At 47.2% G+C, this 12,505-nt stretch carries 13 protein-coding genes and 1 pseudogene; 3 read left to right on the top strand and 11 right to left on the bottom strand.

All coding sequences use genetic code 11. From position 1 onward, the window contains the following. Positions 1-135 precede the first annotated feature (135 nt). From AC1U9U_RS05780 to AC1U9U_RS05740, 9 genes and pseudogenes are all read right to left on the bottom strand, one after another. Positions 136-1,380, bottom strand: coding sequence for a methylaspartate ammonia-lyase (locus AC1U9U_RS05780; protein WP_479959606.1), 1,245 nt, complete (start codon positions 1,378-1,380; stop codon positions 136-138). Positions 1,381-1,560: 180 nt separating this feature from the next. After that, a complete protein-coding gene (locus AC1U9U_RS05775) occupies positions 1,561-3,015 on the bottom strand; it encodes a methylaspartate mutase subunit E (protein WP_479959605.1) in 1,455 nt (484 codons plus the stop codon). A 20-nt stretch (positions 3,016-3,035) separates the two neighbouring features. After that, positions 3,036-4,415: a methylaspartate mutase accessory protein GlmL gene (gene glmL / locus AC1U9U_RS05770; RefSeq protein ID WP_479959604.1), complete on the bottom strand. Its 1,380-nt coding sequence runs from the start codon at positions 4,413-4,415 to the stop codon at positions 3,036-3,038. Positions 4,416-4,428: 13 nt separating this feature from the next. Next, complete coding sequence (gene glmS / locus AC1U9U_RS05765) at positions 4,429-4,839, bottom strand: methylaspartate mutase subunit S (RefSeq protein WP_479959603.1); 411 nt, start codon at positions 4,837-4,839, stop codon at positions 4,429-4,431. 128 nt (positions 4,840-4,967) lie between these two features. Then, a pseudogene (gene murI, locus AC1U9U_RS05760) lies at positions 4,968-5,822 on the bottom strand (glutamate racemase). A 254-nt stretch (positions 5,823-6,076) separates the two neighbouring features. Beyond that, positions 6,077-6,637: an HD-GYP domain-containing protein gene (locus AC1U9U_RS05755; protein WP_479959602.1), complete on the bottom strand. Its 561-nt coding sequence runs from the start codon at positions 6,635-6,637 to the stop codon at positions 6,077-6,079. Positions 6,638-6,739: 102 nt separating this feature from the next. Continuing rightward, positions 6,740-7,246 carry a MarR family winged helix-turn-helix transcriptional regulator gene (locus tag AC1U9U_RS05750; RefSeq protein WP_479959601.1) on the bottom strand — a complete coding sequence of 169 codons (507 nt, stop codon included), beginning with the start codon at positions 7,244-7,246 and terminating at the stop codon, positions 6,740-6,742. A gap of 259 nt (positions 7,247-7,505) precedes the next feature. Next, positions 7,506-8,228 carry a GerMN domain-containing protein gene (locus AC1U9U_RS05745; RefSeq protein ID WP_479959600.1) on the bottom strand — a complete coding sequence of 241 codons (723 nt, stop codon included), beginning with the start codon at positions 8,226-8,228 and terminating at the stop codon, positions 7,506-7,508. A 158-nt stretch (positions 8,229-8,386) separates the two neighbouring features. Continuing rightward, on the bottom strand, positions 8,387-8,482 hold the full coding sequence (locus AC1U9U_RS05740; RefSeq protein WP_479959599.1) for a sigma-70 factor domain-containing protein: 96 nt from the start codon (positions 8,480-8,482) through the stop codon (positions 8,387-8,389). Between AC1U9U_RS05740 and AC1U9U_RS05735 the strand changes: the two genes are divergently transcribed. Next, positions 8,446-9,276, top strand: coding sequence for a LytR/AlgR family response regulator transcription factor (locus tag AC1U9U_RS05735; protein WP_479959598.1), 831 nt, complete (start codon positions 8,446-8,448; stop codon positions 9,274-9,276). The genes AC1U9U_RS05740 and AC1U9U_RS05735 overlap by 37 nt on opposite strands. A gap of 168 nt (positions 9,277-9,444) precedes the next feature. Here AC1U9U_RS05735 and spoIIR read toward each other — a convergent pair whose 3' ends face one another. After that, positions 9,445-10,188 (bottom strand): stage II sporulation protein R, encoded by a 744-nt coding sequence (spoIIR, locus tag AC1U9U_RS05730; RefSeq protein WP_479959597.1) that lies wholly within the window; start codon positions 10,186-10,188, stop codon positions 9,445-9,447. 218 nt (positions 10,189-10,406) lie between these two features. On the opposite strand from spoIIR, the gene AC1U9U_RS05725 reads away from it, so the two are divergent. Continuing rightward, on the top strand, positions 10,407-11,141 hold the full coding sequence (locus AC1U9U_RS05725) for a ZIP family metal transporter (protein WP_479959596.1): 735 nt from the start codon (positions 10,407-10,409) through the stop codon (positions 11,139-11,141). A gap of 180 nt (positions 11,142-11,321) precedes the next feature. On the opposite strand, the gene AC1U9U_RS05720 is transcribed toward AC1U9U_RS05725, so the two are convergent. Then, positions 11,322-12,002 (bottom strand): SGNH/GDSL hydrolase family protein, encoded by a 681-nt coding sequence (locus AC1U9U_RS05720; RefSeq protein WP_479959595.1) that lies wholly within the window; start codon positions 12,000-12,002, stop codon positions 11,322-11,324. A 160-nt stretch (positions 12,003-12,162) separates the two neighbouring features. Here AC1U9U_RS05720 and AC1U9U_RS05715 point away from each other — a divergent pair. Beyond that, positions 12,163-12,505: YlbF/YmcA family competence regulator (locus AC1U9U_RS05715; protein ID WP_479959594.1), on the top strand; the 343-nt coding region annotated here is incomplete at its 3' end.

Raw genomic sequence — 12,505 nt, 5'->3', positions numbered from 1 at the left:
TTCTTTAGCCCCTAAAAAACCCCTTATAGGTTTTCCCTATGCGCCGTCTCTTTTCCTCTTTTCATTTCTCACTTTTCAAAATTTTCTATCTTCTGCTTAGGTTCCGCATAAGCAAGGCATCTCGCCTGTGCATTTTCAGAGTATACGCTTATATCTAAGCAATTCTAAGATCCGGTTCATCTCATTATGGACAATCATATACCCCTCATCCACACCCATCCCCGGCTTAGCCAGCATCTGATCCGGTCGGGTAGCCAACGCCACATGGACCGCAGTCCGCCCCCCTGTATCGGTCTCATTGCAGGACCCTCCTACATATGCCCCAACTCCATACTTCTTGGCATAAAGAACAGCCTCAATGGTATTCTGAATACCGCCCAGGTCCGGAGTCTTAATCTGAACCATATCGGCAGCCTGGGCATCCACAAACTCCACAATATCCTCATAGGTGTTGCACCATTCATCGGCAACCACCTCTACCTTTACCCCAGCCTTCCTTAAAGCCTCGCGCAGTGCCTTAATCTGCCTTAGTTGCCCCTCTTTGCTCCCCGCATCCATAGGACCCTCGATCCGTAAGTGCAGGGGTTCAGCGGCCTTTTCCAACTCAAAAAAATACTCAACCATCCGCTCCACATCATCGGCAAAGGCCATACCGATAGTACCATAGACATCAATATGCAGAACCGGGCGATAGTCCGGATCTCCTAATTGGATAACCCGATCCCGCAGCCAATTCACATATTCCAGCAAGCGCTCCCCCTGCTTACCTAGTTTCTCGACATTGTTAATGAGCGCATGAGGAAGCACCCCCGCCCGTTTAAGGATAGCTTTGTCTGCATTTTGATAGCGATCATCCCCGGTTTGGGTAAAAATCGGCACCGGCTCCGGCACCAAAGGCAAATCATACTCCTCGCAAATCACTTCCGTCATGGTTATTTTCTTCGCCTTGGCCACACCGTCCAAAATAGCCTGGCTCACCCCATAGCGAAGAGCCGTATGATAACGCTCTCCGTCGGGGCGTAAGGAATGTTCGATAGAATTAGCAAGCTTGCGAAAAGAACCCAACTCTTGCCCGAGGAGTCTGGGCCGAATTTCTTCCATAATAATAGGTATAAAATCAGCGGCCAAAAAGAGAGGATCACGCCCTCCTGCCCCGGAGTATTGGACCGCCGCACAATCCCCATAGGCTACCTGCCCATCCTCCAGGATCAGCATCACCGAAATAGACTCTCCCCGTTGGCGAACCGCTGTAAATCCTGGGGTCATAGGCTTTCCGGTATATGCAAAGCCATCATGCCCTGCCCCGGCTTTTATGGCTTTCTGATCATCAAAGTAAAATCCCGTTAAACCGGGAGAAGCGATAACATCTATGATCTTCATCATTCAGACCCCCTATTATAAGCCCGCGAAGGGACTGTAAACCGAACTCAAAAGTAAACGCTTCTCACACGGGCGGATACCGAACCCCGTGAAAAGCTTACAGCGGAATCGGGTTGGAAACAGGACGTTTCCAACCGGCCACTGAGCACAAGTGCGAAAGCAGTGCTTTCGAGGAGCGGATTAGCTCCGCGGTCTCCCCACCAGCATCCCCTTGCCAATAGCATAAATATCATCGATAACCATTTGAAAAGAGGGATCCCGACCTTCATCCCGCCCCCGCCGGCCGATCCGCTCCCGGTGAAACTCCTTGATCTCCTCGGCAAAAGGCAGGTTACCGAAATCCAGTATCCGCACTGCCCCTTGAGAATCCCGGGCCGGCAGGATCTTACCGGCATTATACCGACTGGGAGCAAAAGGAACATCAATAACTCCCGCTTGGAAAGCCCGCACCGTTCCCACCGCCAAATCTCCTTCCCCAAGATCAAGGGTGCGGTCTAAGATCGCCCTGGTCTCAGCCATAATCATGTTCTCCTCTATGGCTAGTTCAACCGTCATGGGCAAAGTCTGATCCTTAAGCATATGGAGAATCTGCTTGGTGGTACGAATCCCCGCGGCATTGGCCTCTTTAGTCGGAATACCAAAGGCTTCATGGGGGGACTTCACGATAACTTTAGTTGCTTTTCCCAGAGCAGCCGCCGTTGCCCCCCAGGAAATAACCCCATAGGCCTTGGCTTCATCTAGAGGGAAGCCACCCATCCACTGATGGAAGACGGTAGTAATATTAAAATCCCTGAATCCCAGTTTATTGAGATATTCCGTTGCCAGTAAGGGCAAGGTGCGGATCGCTGCCACGTCTTGCAGGAGATTACCGCATTGGCCATAGCCCAAGGTTAGACTCCTTACCCCCTGAGCAATAGCCAACACTCCCTCGATAATTGCGACCGCATGGGAGATTGCCGGCGGCACCAGGGTTCCGGTTAAAGGACCAAAGGGTTCTCGGTTAATCCTAACCCCCTTTTCCTCATACATTCCGACGAGGCGATCCACATACTGCCAATATTTGATGGTGTTTTCGATGGAAACATCTTTGGCATAGGGAATGTTATAGGAGATTCCACCGCCCTCATAGGCCGTGAAACCTCCTGCCAAAGTAATTTCAGCCAATAGGCGGGCATCGGGAGTACCGTGACGAACCTGAACCGGAACCGCTAAATTCTCAATCAGCTGCCGGCAAGCCCCCACCCCATGATTGACCGCAGGAAAACCATTAAGCATGGAGCGGCCCACCCTCCGGCTTTCATCAATTCCATTCTGGGCTTCTGCATAGCGATTCTGCCGTGTATAGGAATCAATGGTGGTCGGAAGAAAATCCGCTTCTCCTTCTCCCTGCAAGTAGCGCAATAGCTCTAAATGCTCATGCAAAAGGGCTACCCCGGCGCGAGGCTGAGCAAAAGTAACCCCTTGGGCCTTCCCTTCCTCCAACTTAGAGGCAAAGACCTTCTTTTTCGGTAAATTTTTATGGTAAGCCACAGCCTCCTCAAAATCCACACCTTGTCCGGTTGGCCACTGGGCCAAAACATCGCGGCGCTGACGTGCGAATTCTTCCGGATCCAGACAGAGAGCACTCAATGTCATTGTTAAAACTCCCCCTTTTCTTAGAGCTTTTGACAATACTTTTTCAACATCCGGAGAGCAGCAAGAGGAGCAACCTCCCGCAGCAGCCCCATGGCCGCTAAAATATATTCTTGATCCAAATAAAAAGCCGGGTTTTGCGGCTTAAGAATGGTTGGTTCCGCAGGATCAAAAAGAGCTCCCCGCAAAATTTCTAAGGGTTGCCGATGATGGAGAAGAACGCCACCGGTTCCTAGCACCGCCGGCATCGGGGTCAAATCCTTACCCTCTTGAACATAGCTGGCCCCGAAGGGAGTATAAACCACCTCAATCCTCCCCACATGGCGATTTATAGATAATTCCACAGCCATCCTGCCTAGAGCAGTATCGAAGCGTGCCTCATCCTCATTTTGGGGAACACGCCAGGGATCGGCTTGGAAAAGGTCAAGTTGCTCCTGAACCTCTTCATCACCCCAGCCCAAATATTTATTCAACCTTTTGCCGGCGGCAGTGATTAAGGATTCCGCACTATAGCGCATCCCCAAATCCCCCTCCACCGTCCTTTTTGTATAAGGTTCCGGCAGCCCCTTAAGCATTACCCCGGGTTTGCTTGGTTCACCGGCAGCAATAGAATGAACATCCGTGGTAGCACCCCCCACATCGATAACCAGGAGATCCCCCAGACCTTGTTCTTCCCCGTAACCTTGGGCCAACAGTTCGGCGGCAGCCAAAACGGCGGCAGGGGTAGGCATCATCACCCGCTCTATAAATTCTTCCGCCTTGTCCAAGCCCTTAGCATATATGATTTGATCTAAAAATATACCCCGGATGGCACTGCGGGCCGATTCCACCTCCAACACATTAAGTTCCGGCATCACATTTTCGGCTACCACCACCGGAGCATGCTTTTGGCGGAGAATCCCGGCTGCCTGCTGGGAAACCACCTTATTACCCGCCACAACCACCGGCAGGGAGAAGGGTAACTCCACAAGCCTTTCGGCATTTTTCAGGAGGATCTCTTTATTGCCACCATCGGTGCCGCCGGCCAAAAGAAGAATGTCCGGTTTTTCTGAAGATATTTTACCGATATCCTCAGGGGTCAATTCATAACTAAAAACCTCAAGAACCCGTGCCCCCGCTCCCAAGGCAGCCCGCCGGGCGGCCTCAGCGGTTAATTCCTTAACTAAGCCGCTGGCCACCATCCTCAGTCCCCCGGCCGCACTACTACAAGCAAGCCTTCGGGCAAACTTCCATCCACCGGTTGGTTCGGGTATCTGAGCCAAGGCCAGTTTTAACCCTTTCATAATATCCGTTTCGATGGTGGTCCCCGCTACGCCCCTGCCAATAATCCTTTCTTCCTCCAGGTCCACGATGGTTACTTTGGTATAGGTACTGCCAAAATCAATCAGAAGGATCTCCTGCACCTCTAATCCCCCCCTACAGGCCTAAATCCTTACGCAAATCGGCGATGGCTTCCTCCGGCATGGTGCCGGGGGGATATACCCGATTGAAGCCCATAGCTAAAAAGCGTTTTTCCACCTCACTGAATTCCTGTTTACCGACCACCAAATTTCCGCCTACATAAAGAAGGATATCACCAATTCCCGACTCCAGGCATTTTTCCCTAAGTCCCCGGCAATCTATTTCACCATGCCCATATAGGGAGGAAACCATAATCACCGCAGCACCCGTCTCGATGGCGGCCCGAATAAATTCCTCCTGGGAAGCCAGTACCCCGATGTTGACGACCTTGAAGCCCGCTTGGGTAAATGCATAATCAAGAATGCGGTTGCCGACAGCATGTACGTCAGCTCCGATTACCCCGAGAACCAATGTTTTCTGTTCCAACATCACACCCCCTCTAAGCAATTGTCTAAGTAACAACGTAAATTAGCCATCTTCATGCTTGCCCATGGTCAAGATCCTTCGCCTTGCTCAGGATGACACATTGCCGGGACTTATCATGTTATTGATAGTCATTCTTCCCAGCTAACCTTTTTTACATTAAAAATCCGGCCGGGGAGCAAAGTATTACCTACTTGCTCAAAGAGAGCCGGGTCACCACTGACAAAGAAGTCATGTTTACCTTGCCCCTGATTAGAAACCCGATCACTTCTGTGATAAGGCTCCTGATCTTCTCCAGGTTCGAGCTCCTTAAGCACATTTTTCAACTCTTCCACCATAGCTTGAGCAGGGTCTACTAAAGTCATCTTTTCCCCCAGTATGTCCCTGATCACCGGAGCCAAAAAAGGGTAATGGGTGCACCCCAAAATTAATGTATCCACCTCTGCTGCTTGAATAGGTGCCAAATAAGTTCGGGCAATCCCCCGTGCCTCCGGGGAATGAGCAAGTCCCGCTTCCACCAGGGGAACAAAAAGAGGACAGGCCTGAGCCCTAACTAATTCAATTGAACCCGGTAAAGCCCCCTTAACTAAAACCCGTCTTACTGCGGAATTATAGGCTTTACTACGCACGGTGGCCTCGGTAGCGATCAGCCCAATTTTGCCGTTTACGGTAGCATTAACCGCTGCCCTTGCCCCCGGTTCAATAGTCCCAATCAGAGGGATTTGAAAATGATCCTTTAACACCGGCACCGCATTGGCTGAACTGGTATTGCAGGCTACCACAATAACTTCAGCCCCTTGATCTATCAAAAAAGAAATTATTTCTTCCCCAAAACGAATTAATTCTTCTCTACTACGATTCCCATAAGGAACCCGTGCCGTATCACCAAAATAAATGATGCGAACCTAAGGAAGCTGGGTCGAAATCTCCTTCATTACCGTTAATCCACCCACACCCGAATCAAACATCCCGATCACATGCCCCATTAAAAAACCTCCGTCTCCATATTAGTTATGCTGGTTTTTTCTTATTAATATGCTATATCCCCTACTACCGGCAAGATCCTTCGCATCGGCTCAGGATGACGCGTTACTATGTCATACTGAACGCAGTGAAGTATCTTGACCTCCAAATTCTACTGATATTCAAAATTATCCTCTTTTTTATTGTAACCCTAATCTCCATATACAGCGCAACAAAATTAAAAAGAACGAGAAATTCTCCCGTTCTATAAAAACATCTAAGCTATTAACTTAATAAATTCTTTAACTAACTCCGGATGAAATTGTTTACCCCGTTCACTTTGCAATATTTTAAGGGCTCTTTCCTCCGGCATTGCACTGCGATAGGGACGATCCGAAGTCATAGCGTCATAAGCATCGGCAATTGAAATAATCTGAGCGAGAAAGGGAATCTCTTTCCCATTGATCCCGGCAGGATAGCCACATCCATCAAAACGTTCATGATGATTAAGAACAATCTCCGCTACCTTCAACCAGTTCGGATTTCTCCCTGCTTGATCAAAAATCATTTCCGCACCCCAAATTGGGTGACATTGGATAACCTTGTACTCCCTCTCGGTCAGGATTGAGGGTTTAACTAAAATATCATCAGGCACTTTGACTTTTCCTAAATCATGAAGAGGTGCCGCCACACTTAGAATTAACAATTCCTCAGCAGTTAAAGATATGGCCTTACCAAGAATTAATGCGTAATCTGCAGACTTGCTACAATGGTTGTAGGTCAAAGGATCTTTCTTTTCAATCCATTCCATATACTTCATGATGTCCCAGCTTGTCATGCCGCAGCCTCCGTCTGTCACGATGTCTTTGCCTAATCCTTACATACTGAATCTATATCGCTAATGTTTTCGTTGTATTCGACATCTAACCATAAAAAACCTTTAGCTAGGACTCAAAATTAATCTTTTCTTCATATTCTGAACATTTTCCAGCTGAACGGGATAAGTCTTATCCGTGCGCTCAACCCTCTCGATCAAACGCTTTAAGGTCTCCAGCATAACGTGATGCTCTTCCGGCGTATATGCCACTAATACCTCCTCCAAAAAGCGATAGCGTTCATTCATTATCAGTTCAACAATTCTTCTTCCTTTATTAAGCAGATGCATCCGCACAACCCGCCGATCCTTTGAATCACGTATCCTTTCCACTAACCCATCCCGCTCCAGCCGATCAGCTAAATCTGTAGCTGTACTGCAAGCAGTAAACAAATGCTTCCCCAGATCTCCCATGGTTAATGGTCCAAACTCATAAAGTGCTAAAAGAGTATTGAATTGAGGATTCGAAATCCCCATTTCAACAAGAAGAGCCTGTCCCCTCCTATAGATCACAGTATTCGAACGACGTATGGCTTCCTCTAACTCCCGACTCAATTCCTCATTAACTTCCATTCTTCCAATCCCCCAATATGAATATTTATAATTTTCACTCTTCTCATTTAAGCAGATTTTAACATAAGTCGAAAGAAAAAAACACTGGCTTTAGCTATTATAATGAATTTTTGCACATAAAAATTCCGGGGTACTCTCCCCGGAATCCAAATAAAACACTGTACGAAATATAAAATCTGTATTATAATATTTAAAAAAATAGAAATTGCTTTATTTTTTGTCCAATTAGTGAAACGCAGTTTCACTTGGTGAAACCCATTTACCCGGTTGTTACCGGAAATGAGAACAGATTAATACCACTGGGGGAATCAGGTGCAGTAGATTTTGGAACACCCAAGTTGTTTTGTTGAACCTGGCCTCCTACGGCCTCAGACCCTATACTACTGTTCCCTCCATTGTATACCCCCCCGCCTTTTACAAGGCCTTCCCGGTAGGATAACTTTGACACATCAAGATTGCCTAATTTAGTGAGGGATTTCCCTTCAATTCTAAATGTCACTTCCCGCACCGTGGGAAATTGGGTCAAGGTATTGACCAGCCCATATATTGCGACCTCCTGGTTCACATTGCCATAAACCCGGGTAAATTCTCGACTTAAATCAACAATGGCCACACTATCCTTAATGGCGATGTCCAGCAGGTTAGTTTTTGGGTCAACTGCCGCTTGAGTCTCTCCTTGAACCGCAGGACCCATTAACCATTGGTTTACCGTTTCACGGGCTAAGCTTAAAGTTTTCGGAATAGTCCTTTCCTCTTTAACAAGGGCTTGCCCTGTAGAATCAGGGAAATACAGACTTATCATTTTTCCATCGCCAAGACTGCTGGTTGCCGGAACATTGGCTTGATCATCGGTTCCCCCAATCCAATCAGCAAAGGAAGTGGTTTCACCATCTCCTTTCACCAAGGTTTGCAGCGTTCCGCAACCCGTGAGCAGGACCGCTCCTAGAAAAAGCACCCCTAAGTAAAATAAGTACTTCCTCATTCTTTTTTCCTCCTAGCCAAACTTTAAGGAAATGGATATTCCTAGTTTCCTCTACTAAATGCTATGCTTTGTCCCAGAAAATAGTACAGGTCATCTTAAGAAAATCTTTTAATTTATAAATTTTTTCTCTAACGAAAAGCAGGAATCTCCGAATGTTATCAGAATAGTATGAAATTAGGAAGCTCATGCTCTTCCTCCGCAGAAAGGAGTGGAACCTTTGAAATTACGCGCTTTATTAGTCGATGACGAATCACCCGCTCGCAAAGAGCTTCGTTTCTTGCTGCAAGACTATACGGACCTTCAGGTTATTGGGGAGGCAGCCAATGCCATTGAAGCTTTGGAGCTGATTAATAACCTCGATTATTCCGTAGTTTTTCTGGATATAGATATGCCCGGCCTTAAGGGAATTGACCTAGCCGGCCAAATAAAGGACAAAGAGAATGCTCCTGCCATAATATTTATCACCGCCCACGAAGAATTTGCGGTGGAAGCTTTTTGTGTAAATGCCCTTGATTATTTATTAAAACCCATCAACCCTAAACGCCTTAACCAAGCAATAAATAAATTATATACCTATATTAATGCCTTATCTCCCGTTGCTGCAGCATCCACCTCACCGGCATCCGTCCCATCCACCGTAGAAGCAGCAGAACCCGCTCCGGCTCCTTCGCCCCCCCAAACCAAAGCTTCCACGGAAAACAGCACCAGCCGCCCCTTAGAAGTAATTCCCGTGGAGCAGCGTGGTAAAACCATTCTCCTGCGACCGGAGGAAATCGTCTATATTTTTACCGATAAGGATAATGTCTTTGCCAAGACGCAAAAAGAGTCCTATCTAACCCGCTTTACCCTGAGGGAATTGGAAGCCCGTCTTAACCCCAATCTTTTCTTCCGCACCCATCGCTGCTACCTAGTCAATATTCAACGCATGCGGGAACTCATCCCCTACTTCAACGGAACCTACTCGATTGTAGTCGATGATAACGAACGCAGCGAAGTCCCAGTCAGCCGCACCCAATCCCGCAAACTCAAAGAAATACTAGGCCTCTAGTGAAACAAGGGGACAGGTTCCTTGTTTCAAAAAAGCTGTCATCCTGAACAAAGTGAAGATCTTCGCCGCAAGGGTCAAGATTCTTCGCTACCGCTCAGAATGACAGCTCTTATTTTTCCCGGTGAATAAAGGGACAGGTCCCTTTATTCAAAAATTCCTCTCTGTGGCTCAGAATGACACTTTTTTTAGTTTCTCGACTATCCAAAATCTTACCTTCGGCTTGACCATACCATGGGAACCATCTGCTTCTATTTGCCTACCTGACCCATCTAAGCCGGATTGGGCCTTATTATTAGAAGTAAAATTACTCTCCGAGTAAGGAATTCCCGGTTTCCCATCCACCTGCTGGGCAGTGGAATGGTTAATATCCACGAAGCAAAGAGGCGGAAAAAGCACACACCACCAATTAGAACCTTTCCCCTCGCCGATCACAACTCGCAGCGCCTCATATTCACCGGCAGGAAGAATCAAAGAACCATAGGATTTGGTCGGAAAGATAAAATTCCCATATTCCGTTTTGACCTCATAGTCCTTTCCCCAAGCTTCAATAACCCGTCGACTTATCTCCACCATCTCAGGACGTAACCCTGTTAAGATCTGTCGGGATTCCTCTAGGGACTTAGCACCGGCAAGTTGAGGAGCTAATTCCTTAAGAATCCCGTCTCTTACAGCTCGCTTCAAAGCTTGATCTTCCTCGGAATCGGAGTTTGCCACCACATGAAAACGAACAAGATCCTCCCGATTGCCAACCGTTTGAGTTATAGCAAGCAGATCCTTAGCTTGTTCCACAGACCGGGCGTAAGCAAATGACGTACGAAATACTTCAACTTGAAAAATAATAGTTAGCAGCACAGCTAGTATTATGCCAATGACTTTAGTATAATCTGCACATTGAAAAACTTTCTTAAACAACCCTCTCAACTCCTAAGCATATCTCTACTTCCAGTATGCCCAGAGTTAATAAAGGTCTAATCATTAATTTACGAAAAAAATCGCATGACTTCTATCCCATAAATTATTTTCATAATCCTATTACAAGACTTCTACTTAATCACCGGATTAACATTCAGTGGGGGGCGAATCCCCTGAATGAAGTCTGGTTAAAATCCCTGCTTAGGAGGAATACGCAAATGCAGGATTGGCTCCCCATTCTCTGGGTTAGCACCGTTGCAGGACTTGCCACTACCTTAGGGAGTTTGCTGGTAGTAATCTTCGGCCGTCCCCAAGAGCGGGTTTTGGCTTTTTTACTGGCGGGCTCCGGGGGAGTAATGCTCGCCGTTGTTTCACTGGATCTCTTGCCCACTGCCTGGCAAATTGGCCCCTTGCGGCAAGTACTGCTGGGCTTTATCTTTGGCATTATCTTCATGAAGTTAGCCGATAACCGGATTAACGCCTCCGCTCCTGCCCTACCCCTTTCCCGACGCCAACGGCTCAAGCGGATCGGTCTTTTAGTTGCCGCGGGAATTGCCCTTCACGATCTACCGGAAGGCATGGCCATAGCCATTGGCCAAGAAGCCGCAGGAGAACTGGGTTTTTTAATTGCTATTGCCATTACCTTACATAACTTACCGGAAGGAATGGCCACCGCCGCCCCCCTAAAAATGGCGGAAGTCAAGAGCTGGAAAATACTCCTTCTCAACTTTTTCATTGCCTTTTTTACACCCTTGGGTGCCCTTATCGGTTTATTAGCTGTAGACAGCGTTCAAAACTCCCTATCCTTCTTCCTGGCCTTAGCCGGAGGTGCCATGGCCTTTCTCGTCTTTGCCGAACTTTGGCCACTCTCTCGGGAACGTCATCCCCGCTATGCTTTGCTGGGCGGAATCCTCGGCTATATTTTCTTTGCTCTCATCAGTTTTCTCCACTAAAAAGACCTATGAGTACGACTCAAAGGCCTTTTTGCATATGTCTTGAAACTGATCTATTCACGTAGCTTCTTAAACGGGAGAGAACGCATTTAGACGAAGGGGCTATATAGGCGAAGGAAGCTTTCAGGGAAAACGAAGCCACCTGGTTCAATTCAGAACGGGTGTTAAGAAGCTACGAGTCTATTTTAAGACCCGGGCAGCATAGTCCCCCATAATTTTATGGCCTGCTTCAGTAGGATATTTGCCGTCCTTAGACAACCCATCCAAATAATTATTATTAGCATCCATAAGCACCGTAGCAAAGTCTAAGACTTGAATAGCCTTCTCCTTAGCATAATTTAATTCCCACTCTCTAAACTCCTTGATAACACTTTGGACTCCGGTGTAAGGCAGGGGTAAGGCGAGAATCGGTATAATATGATTGCTCTGTGCCTTATCGACCATAGCCTGAATATATTGCTGGTAAGTCTCTAAGGAGATACCTTGAATGGCATCACCATTGCCGACAAAGATGATCACCCGGCCCGGCTCCTCAGCCAGCACATCCGTATCAAAGCGGGAATAAAGGTCTTGGGCGGTCTGAGAGCTCTTACCCTTGTTCACCACTTCTACCTGCAAAGTCTGCCCCATTACTTTCGGCCAAAAGTTCTCAATATTTGTCGGGTAACCATAGGTAAAGGAATCGCCAAGGGCGACTATTTTTGTATTTTCTAAGGCAGGAGCCTGTTCTTTTTGCTCTGGGGGAGTAACGACCTGTTCCTTCGTATTGCCCCATAAGCCAAAAAAGCCGGCGATTACTACGAGCACACTTAAAAACACCGAAAACTGAATCAAGCGGATTTCAATCCGATATGTTCGCATATTCTGTTATTTCCCCCCTTAAATGTCTTAGAACCAATATTCTACAAATCCCTTTCTAATCCCTCCAAGAATAATTGAATTCTCTTAATATCTATTCTTCCTCACCTCCGCCTTCTTTTAAGCATACCCTGTATAAGGAATCGAAGGAGGTGCCCTATTAATGAGCTACATTGACAAGGCTAGGGAATTAGGAGAGGCCCTGCTCCAAACCCCCGAAGTACAAGCTGTACTAGCCGCCGAAGCTGCTATTAAAGCTGATCCGGAAGCCAACGAAGCATTTCTCCAGTATCAAGAAAAAGAACGCCAAATTGTTACCACCCAAATGATCAGTAAAGTCACTCCCGAAAAAGATGCCTTAGCTCTTATCGACCTTAAAGTCCGTCTTATGAACAAACATCCCTTGATCCGCACCTATTTCCAAGCCCAACAAAGCTTTGAACGGGTCATGGCCATGGTTAATCTCACCATATCTACGGCGATTCACGGCATGCCCAGCGCAGACC

The sequence above is a fragment of the Desulfitobacterium sp. genome, assembly GCF_982384815.1.
This window is presented reverse-complemented; position numbering and strand designations above follow the sequence as displayed.

Coding starts and splice junctions, on each gene's coding strand:
- AC1U9U_RS05720 (WP_479959595.1), bottom strand. CDS start 12,002: ATGCGAACATATCGGATTGAAATCCGCTTGATTCAGTTTTCGGTGTTT.
- AC1U9U_RS05750 (WP_479959601.1), bottom strand. CDS start 7,246: ATGGAAGTTAATGAGGAATTGAGTCGGGAGTTAGAGGAAGCCATACGT.
- AC1U9U_RS05775 (WP_479959605.1), bottom strand. CDS start 3,015: ATGACATTGAGTGCTCTCTGTCTGGATCCGGAAGAATTCGCACGTCAG.
- AC1U9U_RS05745 (WP_479959600.1), bottom strand. CDS start 8,228: ATGAGGAAGTACTTATTTTACTTAGGGGTGCTTTTTCTAGGAGCGGTC.
- AC1U9U_RS05780 (WP_479959606.1), bottom strand. CDS start 1,380: ATGAAGATCATAGATGTTATCGCTTCTCCCGGTTTAACGGGATTTTAC.
- AC1U9U_RS05755 (WP_479959602.1), bottom strand. CDS start 6,637: ATGACAAGCTGGGACATCATGAAGTATATGGAATGGATTGAAAAGAAA.
- AC1U9U_RS05725 (WP_479959596.1), top strand. CDS start 10,407: ATGCAGGATTGGCTCCCCATTCTCTGGGTTAGCACCGTTGCAGGACTT.